At 49.9% G+C, this 23593-nt stretch carries 19 protein-coding genes; 12 read left to right on the forward strand and 7 right to left on the reverse strand.

Annotation, left to right across the window (positions count from 1 at the left end; all coding sequences use genetic code 11):
* Window positions 1–71: 71 nt before the first annotated feature.
* Window positions 72–2798 carry a PD-(D/E)XK nuclease family protein gene (locus IT527_RS03765; protein WP_292966768.1) on the forward strand — a complete coding sequence of 909 codons (2727 nt, stop codon included), beginning with the start codon at window positions 72–74 and terminating at the stop codon, window positions 2796–2798.
* Window positions 2799–2893: 95 nt separating this feature from the next.
* Here the strand turns inward: IT527_RS03765 and IT527_RS03770 are convergent, their stop codons facing one another.
* The 6 genes from IT527_RS03770 to def all read right to left on the reverse strand — a co-directional run bounded on the left by IT527_RS03770 (window position 2894) and on the right by def (window position 10002).
* Window positions 2894–4159 carry a sigma-54 dependent transcriptional regulator gene (locus IT527_RS03770; protein WP_292966769.1) on the reverse strand — a complete coding sequence of 422 codons (1266 nt, stop codon included), beginning with the start codon at window positions 4157–4159 and terminating at the stop codon, window positions 2894–2896.
* Between the two features lie 226 nt (window positions 4160–4385).
* The gene (locus IT527_RS03775) at window positions 4386–6560 is read right to left on the reverse strand and encodes an ATP-binding protein (protein WP_292966771.1); all 2175 of its coding nucleotides are present in this window, start codon (window positions 6558–6560) and stop codon (window positions 4386–4388) included.
* A gap of 9 nt (window positions 6561–6569) precedes the next feature.
* Complete coding sequence (locus IT527_RS03780) at window positions 6570–7163, reverse strand: DUF4390 domain-containing protein (protein WP_292966773.1); 594 nt, start codon at window positions 7161–7163, stop codon at window positions 6570–6572.
* A 34-nt stretch (window positions 7164–7197) separates the two neighbouring features.
* Complete coding sequence (rsmB, locus tag IT527_RS03785; protein WP_292966776.1) at window positions 7198–8478, reverse strand: 16S rRNA (cytosine(967)-C(5))-methyltransferase RsmB; 1281 nt, start codon at window positions 8476–8478, stop codon at window positions 7198–7200.
* On the reverse strand, window positions 8475–9431 hold the full coding sequence (gene fmt, locus IT527_RS03790) for a methionyl-tRNA formyltransferase (RefSeq protein WP_292966842.1): 957 nt from the start codon (window positions 9429–9431) through the stop codon (window positions 8475–8477). The genes rsmB and fmt overlap by 4 nt, the downstream gene beginning before the upstream one ends.
* A gap of 61 nt (window positions 9432–9492) precedes the next feature.
* Entirely contained in the window at window positions 9493–10002 is a 510-nt protein-coding gene (gene def, locus IT527_RS03795; RefSeq protein ID WP_292966778.1) for a peptide deformylase, read from the reverse strand.
* Window positions 10003–10167: 165 nt separating this feature from the next.
* Between def and IT527_RS03800 the strand changes: the two genes are divergently transcribed.
* The 6 genes from IT527_RS03800 (at window position 10168) to IT527_RS03825 (ending at window position 18539) form a co-directional block, all read left to right on the forward strand.
* Window positions 10168–11196, forward strand: a complete 1029-nt coding sequence (locus IT527_RS03800; RefSeq protein WP_292966780.1) for a LysM peptidoglycan-binding domain-containing protein — start codon at window positions 10168–10170, stop codon at window positions 11194–11196.
* A gap of 213 nt (window positions 11197–11409) precedes the next feature.
* Window positions 11410–12939, forward strand: coding sequence for an MBOAT family protein (locus IT527_RS03805; protein ID WP_292966781.1), 1530 nt, complete (start codon window positions 11410–11412; stop codon window positions 12937–12939).
* Between the two features lie 6 nt (window positions 12940–12945).
* Window positions 12946–14169, forward strand: coding sequence for a hypothetical protein (locus tag IT527_RS03810; protein ID WP_292966783.1), 1224 nt, complete (start codon window positions 12946–12948; stop codon window positions 14167–14169).
* 69 nt (window positions 14170–14238) lie between these two features.
* A complete protein-coding gene (gene dprA / locus IT527_RS03815) occupies window positions 14239–15357 on the forward strand; it encodes a DNA-processing protein DprA (protein ID WP_292966785.1) in 1119 nt (372 codons plus the stop codon).
* An 82-nt stretch (window positions 15358–15439) separates the two neighbouring features.
* Window positions 15440–15898 carry a DUF494 domain-containing protein gene (locus tag IT527_RS03820; protein WP_292966787.1) on the forward strand — a complete coding sequence of 153 codons (459 nt, stop codon included), beginning with the start codon at window positions 15440–15442 and terminating at the stop codon, window positions 15896–15898.
* Window positions 15899–16043: 145 nt separating this feature from the next.
* Window positions 16044–18539, forward strand: coding sequence for a DNA topoisomerase III (locus IT527_RS03825; protein WP_292966790.1), 2496 nt, complete (start codon window positions 16044–16046; stop codon window positions 18537–18539).
* Window positions 18540–18584: 45 nt separating this feature from the next.
* Here IT527_RS03825 and IT527_RS03830 read toward each other — a convergent pair whose 3' ends face one another.
* Entirely contained in the window at window positions 18585–18836 is a 252-nt protein-coding gene (locus IT527_RS03830; RefSeq protein ID WP_292966792.1) for a hypothetical protein, read from the reverse strand.
* Window positions 18837–19052: 216 nt separating this feature from the next.
* On the opposite strand from IT527_RS03830, the gene aroA reads away from it, so the two are divergent.
* The 5 genes from aroA (at window position 19053) to IT527_RS09700 (ending at window position 23593) form a co-directional block, all read left to right on the forward strand.
* Window positions 19053–20342: a 3-phosphoshikimate 1-carboxyvinyltransferase gene (gene aroA / locus IT527_RS03835; RefSeq protein WP_292966844.1), complete on the forward strand. Its 1290-nt coding sequence runs from the start codon at window positions 19053–19055 to the stop codon at window positions 20340–20342.
* A gap of 83 nt (window positions 20343–20425) precedes the next feature.
* Entirely contained in the window at window positions 20426–21097 is a 672-nt protein-coding gene (cmk, locus tag IT527_RS03840; protein ID WP_292966847.1) for a (d)CMP kinase, read from the forward strand.
* Between the two features lie 112 nt (window positions 21098–21209).
* Complete coding sequence (gene rpsA / locus IT527_RS03845; RefSeq protein ID WP_292966794.1) at window positions 21210–22931, forward strand: 30S ribosomal protein S1; 1722 nt, start codon at window positions 21210–21212, stop codon at window positions 22929–22931.
* Between the two features lie 9 nt (window positions 22932–22940).
* Window positions 22941–23258, forward strand: coding sequence for an integration host factor subunit beta (locus tag IT527_RS03850; RefSeq protein WP_292966795.1), 318 nt, complete (start codon window positions 22941–22943; stop codon window positions 23256–23258).
* Window positions 23259–23458: 200 nt separating this feature from the next.
* Window positions 23459–23593 carry a LapA family protein gene (locus tag IT527_RS09700; protein WP_363278047.1) on the forward strand — a complete coding sequence of 45 codons (135 nt, stop codon included), beginning with the start codon at window positions 23459–23461 and terminating at the stop codon, window positions 23591–23593.

Genomic DNA, 23593 nt, shown 5'->3' on the forward strand with positions numbered 1-23593 from the left:
CCGGTTTTCAGAAATGCCCTTGTATTATTCTGTCGGCGTATAGCACCCATTCCCAGATTGCCTGCAAAAATATGAAGAATTCAGCCAGAACAACCTGCCTGTCCGACGCCCGGCAGACTAACGTTACTGATCTTATCCAAAGACTGGACAGCTGTGCAACGATTGTGACCGGAAACCGGCGATTGGCGCGCGCACTTCATCAGGTATTTAATCAGGCCAAATCGGCAGAAGGGCCTGGAATATGGCCTGCACCGGATATTCTGCCCTGGGAGGCGTGGCTGCAGCGGTTATGGCAGGAAGTGATTGTTTTCAGTCAGGCACCGGCAGCACGGAAATTGTTGCTGACTCCCTGGCAGGAGTATTTCATCTGGCAGTCAATCCTGGCAGAGCGCACTGGCGGTGTTCCGCTGCAGGCGGTAAATGAAACAGTTACCCGTATTGTGGAAGCGTGGCAGACGCTGCAGGCGTGGTGTATTCCGCTTGCTGCGGCAGATTTTGAACATAACGCGGATACCCGACTGTTCCGGGAGCTGGTTTCAGCATTTGAAGCCAAATGCCGGAAAAATGACTGGTTTTCATCTGCTGTTTTACCTGAGATGCTGGCAGAGTGTGCGTTGGCTGGTGATCTGCAATTATCGCAAGGGTTGCCGCACGAGCTGGTGCTGACAGGTTTTGATGAATGGACACCACAGCAGACTTTATTCCTGCAGGCACTTGAACAGGCGGGATATCCATTGCAATGGCTGCAGCTTTCCGGGCAGCCGGGCAAAACCGGTAAGCTGGCCTGTGCAGACAGCCATGATGAAATCCGGCAGGCGGCATACTGGATCCGACAACGCCTGCAGGAAAATCCGGCAGCCCGGATTGCACTGATCGTTCCGGAACTGGCGGCGCAGCGGGAGGCAATCTGCCACATGCTGGATGAAGTGCTGATTCCGCAAGCCTTGCAGCCGGGACAGCATCAACTGGTGCGCCCGTATAATCTTTCGCTGGGCAAGCCACTGGATCGCTATCCGCCCATTGGTATCGCTCTGGATATTCTTGATCTGGTGGAAAGTACCGTTGAGCTGCCACACATCAGCCGCCTGTTGCGCACTTCTTTCATTGCGGGCGGGGATCGGGAAATGAATACACGTGCCCTGCTGGATGCCCGTCTGCGTGAATCAGGTGAATGGCACCCTGGCTGGCAAAAGCTGCTGATGAATGCCGCTCATGGCGGTCAGCCGTATTCATGTCCGCTGCTGGCTGCATCACTGAGCGATTTCATGAAACAGGCAGCCGTATCGCGTACACCGTGCAGCCCCGGAGAATGGGCACAGCGATTTGGGCGATGGCTGAAAGCGATTGGCTGGCCGGGTGAGCGGAGTTTGTCCAGCGAGGAATACCAGGTGATTCAGGCGTGGCAGGGCGTGCTGAGGGAATTTTCCACCCTGGACTGGGTCACCCGGTCGATCAGTTTAGGTACGGCACTGGAGCAGCTCAGACGCATGGTTGCCAGTACGATTTTCCAGCCTGAATCGATGGAAGCGCCGGTTCAGGTACTGGGGCTGTTTGAAGCCGGTGGACTGCAGTTCGACCATCTCTGGATTATGGGATTGCATGACGGGGTATTTCCTGCACCGCCTCGGCCCAATCCTTTTCTTCCTTTGGCCCTGCAACGTAACGCTGATGCCCCTCATTCCGGTGCGAAGCGTGAATTGCATGTGGCAGCGGCACTGTTGCAGCGCATTATCACCAGTGCACATGAGATCGTCATCAGTTATCCGCAGCGTAATGGAGATGAAATGCTGAGTGCCAGTCCGCTGCTTGAGGTTTTTCCGGTGCTGAACGGGGAATTGCCTGCTGCGGCTGCCTGGCCCGGCTGGCGAAATATCGTGTACCACAGTCGTCAGCTGGAAGTACTGTCTGAAGACATTGCACCTGCATTTACCGGAACAGCTGCTCCGGGTGGCAACAGGCTGTTCAAACTACAGGCAGCCTGTCCTTTTCTGGCATTTGCCGAGCTGCGGCTGGGTGCATCTTCACTGGGAAAAATACAGATTGGTCTGAATGCGCGGGTGCGTGGCATTTTGCTGCATCGGGTCATGGAAATGATCTGGGCCGGGCTGGGTTCATCGGTTGCGCTGGCTGCCCTGTCTGACAGTGAATTGCATGTGCTGGCGGGTGACAGGATAAATGAGGCGATACGTGAAATCGCGTCCCGTTATCCGCATTCTTTTGGTAAACGGCTGCAGGCACTTGAAAGCAGGCGGTTGCATGATCTGGTGCTGGCATGGCTGGAAGTGGAGAAACAGCGCCCGCCTTTTCATGTTTCCGGCCGGGAGCAGGAAGCAGAGCTGGAGCTGAATGGGTTGCCTGTCCGTTTACGGATAGACCGTATTGATACGCTGGAAACGGGGGAAAAGCTGCTGATCGACTACAAAACGGGTGAAGTCAAAACAGGCGTCTGGTTTGGCGAACGTCCGGATGAACCGCAATTACCACTATACAGCCTGGCATTCTCTGAGGGGCTGGCCGGAATGGCATTTGCCCGGATCCGGGTGGGTGATGTGGCCTTCAAAGGGGTGGCACGTGAAGAGGTAGCTATTCCGGGAGTGAAACCCTTTGAGAAATTGAAAGACGTGCAGGAGGAGAGTTGGGGAGAAATACTCGCCAGCTGGCGCAGGACGATGGAAAAACTGCTGCAGGATTTCATGGCCGGAGAAGCAGGAGTCAACCCCAAACAGTACCCGCAAACCTGTACTTACTGTGAACTTAAATCTCTGTGCAGGATCGGCGAATTGTCAGGAACAGAGTAACTGCTGCACTTTGGATCAGGAAAAATATTGGTAAAAAACGGATAAAGAACAGGTAAAAACCGGTAACGGGCTTCCATATATCCGGATTGAATTATTCAGGATGACTGGCCGCGCGGCTTGATGCCCAGTGTTTTGATCTTCCGGTACAGATGGGTGCGTTCCAGGCCGGCGCGTTCAGCAACCCGGGTCATGTTACCCCCTTCCTGTTCTATCAGTTTTTCAAAATAGTTTTTCTCGAACAGATCTCGAGCTTCACGCAGCGATATATTAAGTGGAATATCGGAAACAATGGAAACAGCTTCTTGTGATGAAGAGGTTAAGGCCTGCTGCACGGCGTCAACAGCGATTTCCTCGCCAGTGCAGGTCAGTGCAAGTGAATGGACGATACTGCTTAACTGGGAAAGGTTGCCCGGCCAGTCGTAATTACGCAAGGCGTTCAGTGCTGCTGTACTGAAGTGCATGAGTGGTATTTCTCCCGATTCAATCCAGCCTGAAAGGAGCTGGTTGGCCATTTCCGGTATATCTTCACGGTGGGCGCGCAGAGGGGGGACAGTAATGCAAAGGTTGCCCAGCACTTCAAATAATTTGGGGTGGTAGGCGCCTTGTGCTGTCAGTTCTGCCAATGGACGTATCGTGGCACAAACCAGCCGGACACTGTATTGCTCCAGTTTACCCAGCAGCAGTAACAAACCTTTTTGTTCCAGCTTATTCAGATCACCTACTTCTCCAAGGAAAAGCAGCCCCCCTTTTGCCTGCTCCAGCTGGGTGAGGGGGCTTTCAGCAAGAAATGAGTAAGATTCCGGAGCAACCCAGGGGGTGTTGGGACGGTGCAGGAACCGTGCGCAGTGTTCTACCCCGACCCCGGGTTCTCCCGTCAGCAGAACAGGAATTTTAAGATTTTCCACCTGTTCGAGCTTCTTTCTGAGTTCTGTAATCAGCCCGCTGTAGCCCAGGCTTGACAGGGACAGGGTGGAGGATGATTTGTGCTGCTTGCCGCCCCGCATGACTTGTCCAACAGTATTCAGCAGTTTTTGCAGCGGGATTGGTTTTTCCAGATAGCCGACTGCGCCGACCCGTGTGGCTTCCACTGCCGTATCAATTGTGCCGTGCCCGGACATCATGACGACCGGCATGGTCAGGAGGCCGTTATTCGCCCAATCTTTCAGGAGCGTGATGCCGTCTGTATCCGGCATCCAGATATCCAGCAGCACCAGATCCGGGCGAGTCTGGTTGCGGTAGTTTCTTGCCTGTTCCGCATTTTCCGCCAGTGCAATGTTATAGCCTTCATCTCCCAGTATCTCGGATAACAACTCACGTATTCCCAGCTCATCGTCTACAACGAGAATGGTGTTATTGGCCATACGATTTCTGTCCTGTTTGCAATCGGAATATGAAATTTTTTACAGCAGTCCAGCTGTTAAGCTCGCGTGAAATTACCTGGTACCCCGCAGACTGTTTCCGGTTTTATTGCCCGGTCCGGTTATTGTGCCTTGCCTGTTTTTCCGGTGCAAAACTTTGTAGCTATGCAAAATAGTTTGTCTGAACAGTTTGTCTGGCAAGGGGTAATCGGGTATCCAGTCTTCAGATTCAGGCTGCCTGAGTCGAAGGCTGGCCGGGGTTGCCGGGTAAGGCAGGCAGAGTAATTGAAATTTGCGCGCCATGGGGCTGAACATTCTGGATTTTGATGGAGCCGCCATGCTCGTCAATAATTTTTTTGACGATCGGCAGCCCCAGGCCGGTTCCTTTTGGTTTGGTCGTGACATAAGGCTCAAATGCATGCGCTTTGACCTGCTCTGGAAATCCCTTGCCGTTATCGATCACATTCAGCTCGATTCCGTTATTCACTGACCTGGTTTGTACGGTAATTCTGGCATTTTCTGTTTCGGCCAATGCATCTTGTGCATTCTGTAACAGGTTGTGAATGACTTGCCGTAATCTGGCCGGATCTCCCCGAACAGGCGGAATTTCTCCTGCCAGTTCCAGGGTGATGGGGAATTGCTGTAATTCATTTCCGGCGTTATCGCCCGCATGGTAAAGCGCCAGGACCTCCCTCACCAGCCGGTTAATATCCAGCTGGTACAGTTCAAGTTCGGGTACGCGCGCATATTCCCGGAATTCATTTACCATTCTTTTCAGCGCATCTACCTGGCTGACAATGGTTTCAGTGGAGCGCTTCAGTATTTTGGCATCAGTTTCATCCAGTTTGCTGATCAGTTTGTGCTGCAGACGTTCGGCAGACAGCTGGATTGGGGTAAGCGGATTCTTGATTTCATGTGCCAGCCGCCGGGCTACTTCTCCCCATGCTACGGTACGCTGGACTTGCAGCAGATTGGTAATATCGTCAAAAACGACAACACCGCCCCCACCGGACGCCAGCGGCAGGCGGGAGCCGCGCAAAAGCAGAACCTGTTCTTTGTCTGTGGTGAAGTGCAGTACCTGTCGCTGCCATTCGCCGACTTCCTCGGAATCAAACCCGCCCCTTATTTCACTGGCCAGTAATCGAAGCCCCGATTCCTGCCCGGCACATTCTTCCATGGTTAACCCCTTGAACCGGGTTAATGGAATTTGCAGTATCTGTTCAGCACTCTGGTTAACTGCGCGTATACATAACGCTTTATCGAAAACGATGACGCCGGATGACAGATTGGCCAGAATGTTTTCAAGGTAGGCGCGCGCATTTTCGATTTCCTGCTGGTTCTGCTGTGCAATGGTGCGAGCGGCTGCCAGTTGCTCGGTCATCAGGTTGAATGATTCTGTCAGGATACCAAACTCATCCGTACTGTTGACCTGATGCCGGCGGCTGAAGTCGCCTTGCGCTACTGCACGCGTGCCTTCGGCCAGCAATCCAAGAGGAGCGCTCAGCTTCTCGCTGATCAGGAAAGCGCTGGCAAGTGCCGAGAACAATGCGAGTAACAGGGCCAGTGTCAGTGTGACACTGTACAGTCGCGTCAGCCCCTGGCGGGATAATGTCAGTTCCTGATAATCACTGAAACCGGCCTGGACAATTTCGGCGTTGCGCGCGATGGATTCCGGTACGCGCTGCAGCACCTGTAATACCCGGATATCTTCTTCAGCACTCAACACATTGACAGGTACAAGTACCCGTAAATACAGCGTGTTATTGGCAAGTGTTTCAACTGCGCTGTAATTTTTCTGCATCCGGATACGCCGCATCGCCTCCGTATTGGGAATTTCCGGAAACAGTACCGAATCATCCAGACTGGTAAAGGCGATGACTTTTCCGTCCTGATTGAACAGGGTGGCCTCCTGGATCCGGGATTGAATCAGGAGCTGATTCAGAGTGGTTAACGGATACGATGATGCCTGTTCTGCCAGTTCAAGCGCGGCTACCTGTGCTTTTTTTTGCAATTCTTCCAGCAGATTGTCCAACACCTTCTGGCCAAGCGTCAGGCCACCTTCCAGTGCGCGATCCACCTTGACATCAAACCAGGATTCGATGCTTTTTTCCAGAAACTGGATTGAAATACCGTAGATAAGTGCACCAGGAAGAATAGCCATCAGCGAAAATACCATCAGCAGCCGTAGCGCTAATTTGGAGCCAAACTGGCCTGTTTTGAGGCGGCGGCGCAATCGTCCGAGTAAAAATCCAACGACGCCGATCAGAAACAGCAGGAAGATGACAATGCTGACAATTAACCAGCGGTAGTGGTGTCCGAAGAATTCGGTATTGGCACCCGTTGAGGCCAGCAGGTACAGCATGACAATGCTTAACCCGGCTACGGTAAAAATAACGTATTTCATAGACTGGCGTTATTGAAGGTCGGGTGTCTTGTCAGTGTCGTTGCCAGCATTGGGAACAGGCGGGAATTTGAGCTGCCAGATTTTTTTCTCGGAACTGAGGGTCCAGTCTTCTGTATCGAGCCATTCCAGCTGGAAGGGTTTGGGTAAGCGCGAGATGTCCAGCCATACTTGCAGGATTGCTGTGTAAGTGGTATCAGGAAGTAATGGCTCGTTTTCCCTGATCTGTAAACCTGGCTGATGACCCAGCGCCTGTAAAGCTGCTTTCAGTGTCGGGAAATTTTGTGATTGTCCGCCCTGAACCAGCCGGTACTGTCTCGTCAGTGCCTGATAACTGAGCCCTATTCTTGCCTTGGAACGGGCGATTTCTTCATTCAGCCAGTACCAGCGCGGTTTTACAACCAGGAGCCGGGTAACGAAATACAGATCAACTCCTTTTTTAAGCGCCTGTTTCATTGTTTCGCTTAAAGCGATATCCGCTTCCACATCAATCTGAAAATTTTCATTCGATTTCCTGATCTGGAAAGATTCGATTGTGATGTGTCCTTTATCAGCAGCAGGGGCAGGTGATGGCAGCAGCAACACCATCAGCAGTGAGAATGTCATGTAATACCAGGAACAGTTTCTGGCGGAAAATCTGTCAGTCTTTCTGGAATAAAGCATAAAAGAAACCATCGTGCTGCGACCCTGGTAATAGCTGGCCGTTATTCATTGCTTCGCGAGAGACTGGCAGTCTACTGGCATCGTGACGAGCAGTCAGGAATTTTTCGGCGATTGCATTGTTTTCTTCATTGAATATTGAGCAGGTGGCGTACAGCAGTTTTCCTCCCTGCCGCAGCAATGGCCACAATGCATTTAATATCGCCATTTGCGCCTGCGCGAAGTTACGGATATCCCCGGGTCTTCTGAGCCATTTAATATCCGGATGGCGGCTGACCACGCCTGAAGCCGAGCATGGAACATCGGCCAGGATACGGTCATATAACCGGCCATCCCACCATTGCGACGGGTGCATTGCATCTCCACAAACCAAATGGTAACCGGTTATTTTCAAACGGGAAAAATTTTCTGTCAGTCTGGTAAGCCGATCTGCATATTTGTCCAGCACTGTTAATTCAATTCCCTCCGACAGTTCGGCAAGATGGGTGCTTTTTCCGCCTGGTGCAGCGCAGGCATCCAGTACACGCATCCCTGAGCTGACATCCAGTAGTGGTGCAGCAAATTGTGCACCGGCATCCTGTACAGTAATCAGCCCTTCATGGAACCCGGGTAATCTTTCCACGGGGACTGGTTTGCGTAGTCGTAAAGCGTTGCCCCATAACCATTCAGAGTCGATATCCTGAGTTTTCAGCATTACCTGATAGTGATGGATCGAGGTACGTAACGGGTTGATGCGCAGAATCATGGCGGGGTGTTCATTACCTGCAAGCAGTATGGCTTTGTAATCCTGCGGGTATTGCTGACGCAGTTTGTTAATCCACCATTGTGGATAAGAATAGCGAGCGACTTCATCTTCTCTGATTTCATTCGTCAGGGCAGTTTGCTTGCGCATGAAGTTGCGTAACACGGCATTGATCAGTCCGGATATGGCGGGGTTGTGCGAAATTTTCCGGGACGATGAAACTGCATGGTCAACAATGGCGTGTGCCGGAGCTTTACTGTAACAGAGCTGATACAGTGCGATGGTGAGCAGGTAATGCAGTTGTTTGTCTTGCAGTGGTTTGTTCAACAGCCTGCGGAGCAGGGCGTCAAACTGTCCATAATGGCGGAGTACGCCATAAGCAATATCCTGAATAGCGCCGCGTTGCTGAGAGGTGAGATGGGGGCCGGTTTGCCAGATGTGACGTAATACTTCATTCAGGCTGGCACCGGCAAAAACTTCTCCAATGGCCTGTACAGCCAGTAACTGGATTTCAATCATTTTTCAGAGGGGCCCTGCGCTGCTTTATGGAAAATTTCTCCGGGTTGCAGCGGGTGCCCGGAAAGGAACTGTGCAGCGGTCAGTTTTTTTCCGCCTGCTTTTTGCAGGGTATGAATAGATAAGGCATTACGGCCACATGCAACCACGATTCCATCGGAGTCAGCGGCGATAATTTCACCCGCTTGTTGCGGGCTGCCATGATTGATGATACTGGCCTGCCACAGTTTGATTGTATTGCCATTCAGACAGGTAAAAGCACCGGGATGCGGGTCAAATGTCCGGATTATCCGGTCAATCTGTGCCGCATCACCTGTCCAGTCGATTTCGGCCTCATTTTTCCGTATTTTTGCTGCATAACAGGCGTTTACATCATTTTGCGGGGTGGAAGTCAGCCTGCCCTGATCCAGCAATGTCAAGGCTTCCACAATACATTCACCACCCAGATCAGCCAGTTTGTCATGCAGGGTGGCAGCGGTGTCATGTGATTCGATGGGAAATGCCTGTTTCAGCAGGATTGATCCGGTATCCAGCCCCTGATCCATTTGCATGATGGTAATTCCGGTTTCCGTATCGCCCTCCAGCAAGGCGCGCTGAATGGGAGCAGCGCCACGCCAGCGGGGCAGCAGGGAAGCATGGATATTGATACAGCCATGACGGGGGAGGTGCAATACGGCTTCCGGCAGCAGCAATCCGTAGGCTGCGACAATCATCACATCAGGTTTGAACGCCTTGAGTTGTGCCTGTATATCGGGTGTTTTCAGCGTTTCCGGTTGTAGTAACGGAATATCAAGCTGTTGCGCCAGCAGCTTGACCGGGCTTGCCTGCAGTTTCATACCGCGCCCGGCGGGCCGATCCGGTTGAGTCAGGGTGAGGATGATGTCGAACCCCGCTTTCCGCAAGGCTTCCAGTGCCCTGGCTGCGAAAACCGGTGTGCCTGCAAAAATAATTCTCATGCGTAACCCGTGTTTGCTGGGTGGAGGGGTATTGCCGGAATCGGGTGCTGACTGGATTCGATCAGGCAATTTGTTGTCTGCGCGCCTGTTTTTTCAGTTTGCTCAGAATACGGGACTGTTTGAAGGGGGACAGGTATTCGACAAACACTTTACCCGTGAGGTGGTCCATTTCATGCTGGATGCAAACGGCCAGCAACCCGGTTGCTTCCATCTCAAAGAATTTTCCGTCAATGTCAATTGCCTGAACGGTGACTGCTTCGGCACGGGTTACTTTGTCATAGATGCCGGGTACAGAGAGGCATCCTTCCTGTGCTTCTGATTTTCCGCTGCTGGCGGTAATTTTCGGGTTGATCAGCGTGAGCAGCTCATCCCGGGTTTCTGATACATCAATGACAATTATTTGCTGATGGACATTAACCTGGGTGGCTGCCAGTCCTATACCGGGAGCAGCATACATGGTTTCGGCCATGTCACTGATCAGAGTGCGTATTTCCGGTGTAACCGACGGGACTTCAGCTGCAATCTTGTGCAACCGTTCATCGGGATATTGGAGTATGTTCAGAATTGCCATAATAAATATGCATAGTTCGAGTGCTGGTACTTTGGGGCGCGGTTCTATCATTGTGCACCGGCTGATTTTTTGCTGACCGGTCCGGCGTGCTGCCCGGTCAGGTGAGACTGGAGTGAATGGATCGCCTGATCTTTCCGGGTATTTTGATGGAGATGAAGAACCCTTATGCGCACTTTGACAATTATATCTGCGATTTTGTTTATTGGTCTGTTTTCCGGGCTGTCTCTCGCGGCAGGTGAGGTTTGGATACGGGATGATGCCCCTGATCATTACCAGGTCATTCCCGGTGATACGCTTTGGGGAATTGCCTCCCGTTTTCTCAGGGAACCCTGGCGCTGGCCCGAAATCTGGCAGATGAACCGGGAGCAGATCAGGAATCCGCACCGGATTTATCCGGGGGATGTCATCGTTATTGAAAATACACCATACGGAAAGCGGCTGAAATTGGCTGGCGGGAAAGGGGCTGTCAGGCTCTCCCCCCGAATTCGTACCGAGGCTTCAGCCATGCAGGCCATCCCTGGTATCCCGGCTGAAAAAATAGCACCTTTTCTGGATCAGCCGCTGGTTGTTGAAAAAAATCAGCTGGATAAAGCGCCTGTTATCCTTGGAGCGAGTGATGATCGAGTAATTTTGAGTACAGGTAACAAGGTTTATGTGAACAATTTGCCTGCTGATCAGGGGAGGGACTGGCAGGTGTTTCGTAGCGGGAAGGTGCTGATTGATCCTGATCATGCCAATCGTATTCTTGGATATGAAGCTGTATATCTGGGTACGGTTGAGGTTACCGATTTTGCAGTAATCAGTACCGCAAAGATTACCCGTTCCGTGCAGGAGATTCTGAAAGGCGATCGACTGTTGCCACTGTCAGCCGCAAAAATTGAAGATTATTTACCGCATGCACCTGATTTTCCGGTGACAGCCCGGATTATTTCCGTCTACGGTGGCGTGCATGAAATCGGGGAAAATATGATTGTGGCGCTCAATCAGGGTAAAAACGACGGAATTGAGCCGGGGCATATACTGGCTGTCTACCATGAGCACAGCATACGGTCTCATGAAGGCAAGTCGATCAGTCTCCCGGATGAGCGCATTGGACTGGCAATGGTTTTTCGGGTGTTTGATACTGTTTCCTACGCGCTGATTATGCAGAGCACTCAAACAATCAAGGTGATGGATGAATTGAAAACACCCTGATGAGTGGTGCAGCACCTGCAGTGATTAAAAATATTTCCTTACTGTCTGTGCGGGTTATCATAAGCCGTCATAAAAAGCAGACAGTCCTTCTCCACCCTGCGGCAGGGCGGTGAGCCCTGAGAATTTGTCCGGGAGGGGCTGAAAAAGCATAATACGGCGACTGATCAGGAACCCTTGCCGTTCTTCTTTTTACTAACCGGAGTAAAAAAGTACGTGCTGTTCAATTCTTTTGGCTTCATATTTCTTTACCTGCCAATCGTTATTTTCATTTTCTTCTGGCTGGGTCGCTACGATAAAACCCGGGCAGCCGGGTGGCTTGCATTTGCTTCTCTTTTTTTCTATGGCTATTGGGATTATCGGTACGTCCCCCTGCTTCTGGCCTCTGTCGGGTTTAATTACTGGGCCGGATTACATATTGCCCGGGCAGTCTCTGCCCGGAAAATCTGGCTTGTCTTTGCGTTGACAGCCAACCTGCTTCTGCTTGCCTACTATAAATACGCAAACTTTTTTCTCTATACAATCGATGCTGTCAGCGGCTGGCACTTCGAAGCTCTGGATATCGTTCTGCCAATAGGTATCTCGTTTTATACGTTTACCCAGATTGCTTTTCTGGTAGATACCTACCGGGGACAGGTCAAAGAATACCGGTTTGTTCACTACATTCTGTTTGTCAGTTATTTTCCTCATCTTATCGCCGGACCGGTGCTGCATCACAAGGAAATGATGCCCCAGTTTGCTGACGATAAAAATTATCACCCGGGCTGGGAAAATATTGCCATTGGCCTGTCTATTTTCGTCATTGGATTAACAAAAAAAATATTGATCGCAGATAACGTTGCACCTCTTGCCGATCCGGTTTTTTCTCCCGATGCCCACCCGCAACTTATTGAAGCATGGATAGGAGCACTGGCATATACGTTTCAGCTCTACTTTGATTTTTCTGCCTACTCGGATATGGCCATCGGCTTATCCCGTCTGTTTGGAGTCAAACTTCCCCTCAACTTCAATTCGCCTTATAAAGCAGAGAACATCAGTGATTTCTGGCGGCGCTGGCATATGACGCTATCACGCTTTCTTCGTGATTATTTATATATTCCGCTCGGCGGTAACCGTAACGGTTCACTTAACCGCTATCGCAATCTCATGATTACTATGCTGCTGGGTGGCCTTTGGCACGGTGCGGGGTGGACGTTTGTTATCTGGGGCGGTTTACACGGGTTTTATCTTGTAATAAACCATGCCTGGCAATTTGTTATATCAAAATTAAAGATGCATACGGGACCAATCTGGACAGCCAGTAGCCGTCTGATTACATTCCTGGCAGTTGTCATTGCGTGGGTATTCTTCCGTGCCCCGGATATACGAACGGCGATTGATATCCTTGGCGCAATGATCGGGGTGAACGGGATTTCATTCCCCCACGGCTTGGCACATTATTCAGATCAATTTCAATATTTGCCTTTTTCTGTGTCGTTCAATGGTATTCAATGGATTGATTTCGGTGGAATTGATGTTCCTGTTCTCCTGGCCGCCGCACTGATTGCATGGTTTGCTCCGAATACCCAGGAGATCTTTTCCCGGTATGATCCCTGCCTCGAAAAAGTGACTCCCCCGGGTTCCCTGATCAGCCGCTATATCAGCTGGGCTCCTTCAAAACTGACAGGAGTGGTGTTCGCAGTATTGTTTGTTATCTGCATGCTCAATATGAACCGGGTAACAGAATTTTTATATTTTCAGTTCTAGTCTGATATGAAACCAGACACGATCTATCATCCCGGGAAAGCAGAATTTCGCATATATGTAACAATATTTTGTTCGCTCTTTACGGTGGTACTGTCTTCGATTGCCGGCCTTAATTACTTTGTTGATCCATACCTGATTCATCAGTGGGATTCACCTCTGATTCAAAGACTTCGCCCGACAGAAGAAAGATTGAGCCCATGGGGAAAGACTTATGCTGTCGCAGCGTATAAACCATCCATTCTCTATCTGGGTAACTCAAGAACGGAATTTGGACTGCCAACTGATTCTCCTGTTTTTTCCGGAAAGAAAGTGTTTAACAGTGCAATTTCCGGGGCAACTGTGGCAGATGCAATCACAATGGGTAAGCATGCTTCTTCGGTAAGCCAGCTTGACACAGTTGTCTGGGGAATCGATTATCAAACCTTTTCTGCCGTCGTGGGTAATACGGAATTTGATAGAGGGCTCGTAGCCGATTCAGGCAATTATTTTCTTCATCGTGCCATTCTGGACGTTAAACGTGTGCTTGCAGTAGATATGACGCGAGATTCAGTCGCCGTATTGTCGGGTTCATTTGATCCGGTATGCCATTCAAGTCTGGTTTTCTACGGACAGCGGGATAAAGCGTGTATGAAAAAAATTATTGAAATGCAGGGAGGTATTCAGCAGGCGATAAAAACAGAGACAAGAAATTTTGCCAAAGCCACTCCTTCTGCTGAAAAGGCTTTTTATGAATTCAATTCCTTTATCCGGGAATTATGCAGCCGGAAAATCCAGATCCGTCTTTATATCAACCCGACGCATGCGCTTACAATGAGCGCGCTCTACTGGAATAATAAATGGGGTCCGATGGAGACCTGGTTGCGGCAACTGGTGGAAATTGCAGATGCAGCAAGGTACTCAGGTTGTGATATCCGTTTATTCAATTTTTCCGGATTTAACAGCATCACTACTGAATCTGTTCCTCAGATCAGTGGGAGAAGCAAGATGGAGAACTATGCGGAGACTTCCCATTACCGGGATAATGTTGGCACGATGATTCTGGAGAAAATGTTTGATTCTGATACGGGCTCAGTGCCAGATGACTTTGGCGTGGAGCTTAATAAGGAAATGTTATCTGCTTATCTGGAAAAAATGCGATCTGACCGTGATCAGTATCATGTACAGCATCCGGTCGAAACCCTGTTTGTGAAATCATTGATTTCTGATTCGGGGGAAGTATTGCATGAATAAATCTCTTCCTGAAACATCATTACGCCTGAATTTGAACCGGGATTTCTAGCGGGTTGAAGATATTTCTTTATGCTGATTGATCGGGATATTGAGTCTTGGTTACGTCTCGGGTTGACGGAAGGGGTGGGAAGCGGGGCACTGCGCCGGTTGCTGGTTGCGTTTGGTGATCCGGCTGAGGTGCTTGCCGCAAATCAGAGTGCGCTTGAAGGGGTGGTGAAGAAATCAGTCGCTGCCAGTATTTTTCTTCGCAGGGTGGATGAAGAGAGACTGGCCAGAACGGTTGAATGGCTGAGAGATCCTCTTAATTCTCTGATTACATTGGCAGATCCGGATTATCCGAAGCTCCTGCTCAATATAACTGATCCTCCTCCCATGCTGTATTTCAAAGGCCGGCGGCATTTGCTGGCGCGGCCGGCGCTGGCAATCGTTGGCAGCCGTAACGCAACGCCGCAGGGGCTGGCAAATGCTGATGCTTTTGCCGAAGCTGCCAGTAACGCAGGGTTTTGTGTCATTAGTGGTCTGGCTCAAGGCATAGATACTGCCGCACATCAGGGAGGGTTGCGGGGTGCATCTTCCAGTATGGCTATTGTCGGAACCGGACTTGATCTTGTCTATCCCTCAAAAAATCATGAGCTGGCCCATAGATTGGCTGACACAGGAGGGCTGATTTCGGAGTTTCCTTTGGGAACTCCGGCGATAGGCCGTAATTTTCCGCGCAGAAACCGAATCATCAGCGGTATGTGCCATGCGTGTCTGGTTGTGGAAGCGACACTGCACAGCGGATCACTGATTACTGCCAGGCTGGCGCTGGAACAGGGGCGTGAAGTGATGGCGATTCCGGGTTCTATTCATTCTCCCCTGTCCAAGGGCGGTCATGCGCTGATCAAACAAGGTGCAAAACTGGTTGAGAATATTCAGGATATTCTGGATGAGTTGCACTACCAGTCTGTCCCGCAACTGGAATCTGCGCCGGAGGGAGAGGATACGGTAAATATGCCGGTCGAAGATCTTTGCGAGGATGATGATTCCGGTTTATTAATGCATTTTGGCTACGATTCCGCTGATATTGATACATTGTGTATACGTAGCGGCTTGACGGTTGAGACAGTATCCGCCATGCTACTGAACTTGGAATTGGAGGGCAGGGTTGGCAGTCTTCCCGGGGGGAAATATCAGCGTATTCGCTGATTTACCAGAAGTGAGTGGTATGGCTGTCACCCTGTTTTGAGTGTCTTAGAGTGGTCTTGATTTGAGACCACGGTACAGAGCCATGTTCGATATTCTCATTTATCTGTTTGAAAATTACTTTGATGCTGGAAATTGTCCGGATTCTGCCACGCTGACACGGAAGCTGACCATGGCTGGTTTTGATGATGAGGAGATTACGCTGGCGCTTGACTGGCTGTCCGATCTTTCCTGTTACGGTGAAGAGGGTTACCTGGACGGATTGGCGGAGAGTCGTTCAATGCGCCACTTCACTGAAGAAGAAATGGAGATTATTGATACGGAAGGGCGTGGATTTATTCTTTTTCTTGAACAGGCAGAGGTGATTAACCCTTTGCAGCGTGAATTACTGATTGATCGCGTCATTCGTATGGATGGCGATATTCCCAGCGTGGAAAAAATAAAACTGGCGGTGCTGCTTAATCTCTGGATTCAGAATCGGTTAACGGATCGCGGTATCGTCGAAGGACTGTTCATCGTCAGTGATTTTCACCAGCGGCACTAACATCCGGCTGATTCCACACAAACATTTTTTCCAAATTTGTTGATAACCGATATCCGGAAGGTCGGGCAGCCCGGCCGGCCAGCGCCGTTTCTGCGCCAGCTTTCACTTTTGTTTTGTTGTACCAGCCGTTGTATGTAAATACCCTATGAGTAAAAAACTGATCATCGCTGAAAAGCCTTCTGTTGCTAATGATATTGCGCGTGCCCTGGGAGGCTTTACTAAACAGGGAGATTATTTTGAGAGTGATGAGTTTGTTTTATCCTCGGCAGTCGGGCATCTGCTGGAGCTGGTCGTTCCTGAAGAATATGAAGTCAAGCGAGGAAAGTGGAGTTTTGACCATTTACCCGTTATTCCACCACGTTTTGATCTTGCCCCGATCGAAAAAACTACGGATCGTCTGAAACTGCTGAGCAAGCTGATCAAACGCAAAGATGTCGATACACTGATTAACGCCTGCGATGCCGGGCGTGAAGGTGAGCTGATTTTCCGTTACATCGTGCGTCATGCAGGCAGTAAAAAATCTGTTAAGCGTTTGTGGTTGCAGTCTATGACACCGACTGCCATACGTGAGGCTTTTGTAAATCTGCTGGATGATGCTGAAGTGCTGCCCCTGGCTGATGCGGCTGTTAGCCGGTCGGAAGCGGACTGGCTGGTGGGTATTAACGGCACACGTGTTATGACTGCATTTAATTCGCAGGAAGGTGGGTTTCACAAAACCACAGTGGGGCGTGTACAGACACCTACGCTTGCTATATTGGTCGAGCGGGAAGAAGCGATCAAAAAATTTGTGGCTCGGGATTACTGGGAGGTTCATGCTGTTTTTCAGGCAGAGAGCGGCTCCTACAAGGGAAAATGGTTTGATGAAAATTTCAGTAAGCGTAAGGATGAAACTGAATCCAGGGCAGATCGGGTCTGGGATCATGCTAAAGCTGAAGCAGTTCGGAATAAATGCCTGGGCCAGACTGGAATTGTTTCTGAAGAAAACAAACCAGCCAGGGAAAATTGTCCGCTGCTGTACGATCTGACCGGTTTGCAGCGTGATGCCAACAGCCGTTTTGGCTTTTCTGCCAAAACGACACTGGGACTGGCTCAGGCACTGTATGAGAAACATAAGGTGCTGACGTATCCCCGTACTGATTCGCGTGCGCTTCCAGAGGATTACCCGCCGGTTGTCAGAGATACACTGCAGGCGCTGAAGGGATCACACTATGACCGGTTTGCCAGCCAGATTCTGGAATCAGGCTGGGTGAAACCCAATAAACGTATTTTTAACAATACAAAGGTTTCCGATCACTTCGCCATCATACCGACTGCACTTGTTCCCAGGAAACTCAATGAGGCGGAAGAGAAGCTCTACGATCTGGTAACCAAACGTTTCCTGGCAATTTTTTATCCGGCAGCAGAATTTCTGATGACAACCCGCATTACACGGGTGGAAGGGGAGCCTTTTAAAACTGAGGGTAAGGTGCTGGTGCACGCCGGCTGGCAAGCTGTTTATGGCAAGGTGGAATCTGCTGCTCAGGGGCAGGAAGAAGAACTGGTGGCAGTCGCACCGGGTGAAGCTGTATTGGCGCAGGAAGTCAGCGTTGTTGCCAGTCAGACACGCCCTCCCGCCAGATATAACGAGTCTACCCTGTTATCTGCGATGGAAGGTGCCGGAAAGTTTGTGGAAGATGAAGAGTTGCGTGCAGCAATGAGTGCCAAGGGACTGGGTACACCCGCAACACGGGCCGCCATTATAGAGGGATTGATTCACGAGAATTATGTTGAGCGTTCAGGACGGGATCTGCAGCCGACAGCAAAAGCATTTTCCCTGGTCACCCTGTTGCGTGGACTGAAAATTCCCGAGCTGATTTCGCCTGAGCTGACAGGGGACTGGGAATTCAAGTTGCGCCAGATGGAGCAGGGTCAGCTAAAGCGCGATGTTTTTATGGAAAAGATTGCGGCGATGACTCGTCATATCGTTGAGCAGGCCAAGAACCATCGGGATAAAACTATCAGTGGCGATTTTGCGACGCTCCAGGTGCCTTGTCCTGAATGTGGCGGTGTGATCAAAGAAACATACAAAAAATTTCAGTGCCAGCAGTGTAATTTTGCATTGTGGAAAATTCTGGCCGGGCGACAGTTTGAAATCGGTGAAATGGAAGCGTTGATTTCCACCCGTGAGGTCGGTCCTTTATCAGGCTTTCGCAGCAAGATGGGGCGTGCATTTAATGCGATTGTCAGGCTGACGGATGATTATGAAATGAAGTTCGACTTTGGTAATGAAGCCGATCAGGCACAGGAGAAAGTTGATTTTTCAGCACAGCAGTCACTTGGGAAGTGTCCTCAATGTGGTCATTCTGTCTATGAGCACAAGATGCTGTATGTTTGTGAAAAATCAGTTGGAGCGGATTCTTCCTGCAGCTTCAGAACCGGAAAGATTATTTTGAATCGCCCTGTTGAAGTGGAGCAGGTAACCAAATTGCTGCAAACCGGGAAAACAGATTTGCTGGCCGGGTTTATCTCCAAGAAGGGTCGGCCATTCTCCGCCTATCTGGTTGTGGGGCCGGAAGGGAAAATCGGATTTGAGTTTGAGCAGAGGAAAACGAAGAAAAAACTGACTGATACTGTTCCGGAAACCGGGGAAGCTGCTTCTTAAGCTGACTGGCAGTCTTTCTGCCGTATTTCCGGAATAGTGATCAGATTAGCCATAGACGTAAATAAGGTAGCGTACGATACCTGATACTGCGGTAATGAGGATAGACAAGCTTCCTACTAACGCGACCCCTTCAATCAGAAAAAATGTCAGTGCCTGGCCAAGCGTTTTGTATTCCATTTCCCCTGACTCATTGCGCATCTTGTCTTTGCGGGTCTTGGTCCAGTAGAGAATTATGAAAGAGAGTGGTATGGCCAGAATTGAGTAAAACAGGGTCATTATCTGTGAATCGTCTTCCATCTGTTACCTCGTTGAATATAAAAAAATTGACATAAGGAAAGAAGCGTATTGTATTTGATCTGCGGCGGCTTTAGTAGGCGGTTGTACTGATATTTGATATTGATGGAAAAACAGGATAACTGGTGGTTGATCGGGATTGGGGGATGATGGGACAGGTGAAAAACGGGAGTGTGGTAAATAATTTGCAGTTTGGGATTGCAAGAAGGTCGTTTGTCTATGCAATGGCTTGATCTTCCTTTGGTGCGTAATGCGCGCGGCAGTGTGCGCCTGCCGGGTTCGAAGAGTATTTCCAACCGTATCCTGCTGCTGTCCGCGCTTGCTGAAGGTACAACGATGGTTGGCAGTCTGCTGGAATCTGATGATACCGCACGGATGCTGGATGCATTACAGCTGCTTGGAATAACCATTGCGCATGTGGGTGATGGTGAATACCGGATTATCGGGTGCAAAGGGAGATTCCCGGTAAAAGAAGCCGAGCTGTTTCTGGGAAATGCCGGGACTGCTTTTCGTCCGTTGACCGCTGTGCTGGCTCTGGCGCAAGGACACTATCACCTTTCCGGTGTACCGCGAATGCACGAGCGTCCGATTGGTGATCTGGTGGATGCGCTGCGGCAGATCGGGGCCGAGATTACTTATCTTGGCCATGAGGGGTTCCCGCCACTGGAAATCCATTCGGCAATAATTTACCCGGGGGATATTTACATTAATGGAAATATCTCCAGCCAGTTTCTCAGCGGGCTGTTAATGGCATTGCCGCTGACCGGCAAGCCAGCAACTGTTATCGTCAGTGGTACATTGATATCACAGCCTTATGTGGCGCTTACGATTGCACAGATGGCGCATTTTGGCGTACAGGTTGAACAGGAATCCTGGCAGCGGTTTATCCTGCGCGGAAACCAGATTTATCGCAGTCCGGGAAAAATCAGGGTTGAGGGTGACGCATCCTCGGCTTCTTATTTTCTTGCGGCTGGGGCTATTGCGGGTGGCCCGGTACGAGTTGAGGGTGCAGGAAGTGACAGCTGCCAGGGGGATGTCCGTTTTGTCGAGGCACTTGAGGCAATGGGAGCGCATATCAGGATGGGGAGCGACTGGATAGAATCCGGTGCGCCAGCCGGCAAAGCGCTAAAGGCGATTGATTTTGACTGTAACCATATTCCTGATGCGGCTATGACGCTTGCAACGACGGCCTTATTTGCACAAGGCACTACCACGCTCAGAAATATCGCAAGCTGGCGGGTCAAGGAGACCGATCGGATTGCAGCGATGTCTGCGGAGCTTCGCAAGCTGGGTGCTCATGTTGAAACAGGAGAGGATTTTCTCCGCATTACGCCGCCGGCCGGCTCGCTTGTTGCTGATGCTGCTATTGATACCTACGATGATCACCGGATGGCCATGTGTTTTTCCCTGGTGTCTCTGGGTGCGCCAGTGCGTATCAATGATCCCGGTTGTGTGGCTAAAACTTTTCCGGATTATTTCAAAAGGTTTGCAGCCATTACGCACGCATAGCCTGTGAAAGCAGCCGGTTTTCATAAAGTAAAAATGACACCTGATGCGCTCAGGTATTTATCATTGAACCGGGTAGATGAATGATGGATAAACAACATGTGCCGGTAATTACGCTGGATGGCCCTTCGGCATCAGGAAAGGGGACAATTGCCCGTCTCGTGGCGCGGGCACTCGGGTTTCATTATCTGGATAGTGGCGCACTTTATCGTCTGGTGGCGCTGGCTGCCATGAAGCGTGATATAGAGGCGGATGACGAGAAGAGCATAGTCGATATCGCCCGGCATCTGGGTGCTTCTTTTAGCGATACAATGATCTTGCTGGACGGAGAAGACGTCAGTGGTCGGGTGCGTTCAGAGGCATGCGGGGAGTATGCTTCACGAATCGCTCAGTATCCTGCGCTCAGGGTGGAGTTGCTGGAGCGCCAGCGTGGTTTTCGTCAGTTACCCGGGCTGGTGGCCGACGGGCGTGATATGGGGTCCGTAATTTTTCCTGATGCCAGCCTTAAAATCTATCTCACGGCGAGTGCAGAGGAACGTGCGTCCAGGCGTCATAAGCAGTTGATGGAGAAGGGTATAAATGCTAGTATCGCGGAGCTGGTCCGGTCGTTGCGGGAGCGTGATGAACGTGACGGCAGTCGTGCCGCCTCGCCGCTGCAGAAGTGTGAGGATGCACAATTGCTGGATACTACTGGCCTCGGTATAGACCAGGTTGTCAGCAGAGTGCTGGGTATGTATGCTGAAACCCGGCAGTCTTGAGTAATTCTGAAATTTTAGTTTTCAAGCTGTTCTTTTTATTAACCATATTAACTAACCAACCTGTCCCCTCTGTTTTTTGCTGGGGGATTTTTTACAATCGGGTATTTTTTAAATGACTATTGCAACCAGTGTAGCGAGCTCTTCGGAAAATTTTGCCGAGCTGTTCAATGAAAGCCTTTCGCATAAGGAAATGCGAGTGGGTGAAGTGATAACTGCTGAAATCATTCGTGTCGATTACAACTTTGTTGTAGTTAATGCAGGGCTAAAATCCGAAAGCTATATCCCGATTGAAGAATTTAAAAATGACAGGGGTGAAGTTGAAGCCCGGGCAGGTGATTTTGTAACTGTGGCTATTGAAGCGCTTGAGAATGGGTTTGGTGAGACTCGCCTGTCAAGAGACAAGGCAAAACGCCTGAATGCCTGGTATGAACTTGAAGACGCCATGGAAAAAGGCAAAATTGTTACCGGCATGGTCAATGGTAAGGTGAAAGGTGGATTGACGGCCATGATTAACGGTATTCGCGCCTTTTTGCCAGGTTCCCTGGTGGATATCCGCCCGGTCAAGGATATGACGCCTTATGAAAATAAGGAAATGGAATTCAAGGTAATCAAGCTCGACCGTAAACGCAATAACGTGGTCGTGTCCAGACGTGCCGTTCTGGAAGAAACCCAGGGTGCCGATCGCGATGAATTGCTGGCCAGTCTGCAGGATGGTGCAATTGTCCATGGGATTGTCAAAAACATTACGGATTATGGCGCATTTGTTGATCTGGGCGGTATTGATGGCCTGCTGCATATTACTGATCTTGCATGGCGCCGTGTAAAACATCCAACTGAAGTAATTAACGTTGGAGATGAAGTTACTGCCAAGATTCTGAAATTTGATCAGGAGAAGAATCGTGTTTCCCTGGGGCTGAAACAGCTGACGGAAGATCCGTGGATTGGCCTTTCAAGACGGTATCCGCAAGGCACACGTCTTTTCGGTAAAGTTACCAATATGACTGATTATGGTGCTTTCGTTGAAATCGAACAGGGTATTGAGGGTTTAGTGCATGTTTCTGAAATGGACTGGACCAATAAAAACATTTATCCATCCAAAATTGTTCAGTTGGGCGATGAGGTCGAGGTCATGATCCTCGAAATCGACGAAGATCGTCGCCGTATTTCGCTGGGAATGAAACAGTGCAAGCCAAATCCATGGGAAGAGTTCTCTCTCAGCCATGAAAAAGGCGATAAAGTTACAGGACAAATTAAATCCATTACCGATTTTGGTTTGTTTATCGGATTACCTGGCAATATTGACGGACTGGTTCATTTATCTGATCTTTCCTGGAATCAGCCGGGCGAGAAAGCAATCAGTGAATTCAAGAAAGGAGATGAAGTTGAAGCTGTTGTACTGTCCATTGATGTAGAGAAGGAGCGAATTTCTCTGGGGATAAAGCAGCTCGAAGGTGATCCTTTCAACGTGTACGTGTCTTCGTATGATAAAAACAGTATCGTCAAGGGTACTGTTAAATCTGTTGATGCCAAAGGTGCTACTGTTGCGCTGACCGACGAGGTGGAAGGCTATTTGCGTGCTTCCGAATTCTCCCGTGACAAGATCGAGGATATCCGTTCCCGTATTAATGAAGGGGATGAGATCGAAGCCATGATTATTAACATTGATCGCAAAAATCGCAGCATCAGCCTGTCGGTTAAGGCGAGAATCCAGGATGAGGAGGATAAGGCTGTCAAATCTATGTCCTCAGCTGTAAATTCTGCCAGTGCCGGTACGACTAATCTGGGTGCATTACTTAAAGCCAAGATAGACAGCAGCAAAGCGTCAGAAGAATAAAGGCAGGTTATGACGAAATCCGAACTGATTTCCAGGTTGGCAGAACGCTTTCCTCAATTACTGGCAAAAGATGCTGAGCTGATCGTCAAGATTATTCTTGACGCAATGGCCAGGAGTCTTGCCAGAGGGGAGCGTATCGAAATTCGTGGATTTGGCAGTTTTGATCTGAATTACCGGCCCTCACGCATTGGCCGCAACCCGAAATCAGGTGAGAAGGTGCATGTACCGGAGAAATACGTTCCACATTTTAAAGCAGGAAAGAAAATGCGTGAACTGATTGATTCCGATCATAAGCAGCATAAGGTGCTTGAGCGTGTTTCGGGTTAAATGTGCTTTCCATCAGAAAAATCAGGAAGTGTATCCATATCTGTTAAGGATAGCGGTTGGCTGGTTGCCAGCTGCAGGGGAAGTTTCCGGATGGTGATTGCACTTCCTTCTGTTAAATCAGATAGGGTTATATGGTGATGACCTTTCTGCGCCTGATTGTCTTCTTGTTTTTACTGAGTGTTGCCGTCAAGAACTCCGAGATGGTGACAATACATTACTACCTTGGGCTGGAGTGGGAGGTGCCTGTGATAATCGTACTTCTCCTCTGCTTCATTGCAGGTATCCTGTTCGGGTGTTTATCCTGCTTCATTAAGCGAATCGGTAAAAAATCCTGA

Origin of the sequence: Nitrosomonas sp. (assembly GCF_020852615.1) — a bacterium.
Classification (GTDB): Bacteria; Pseudomonadota; Gammaproteobacteria; order Burkholderiales; family Nitrosomonadaceae; genus Nitrosomonas.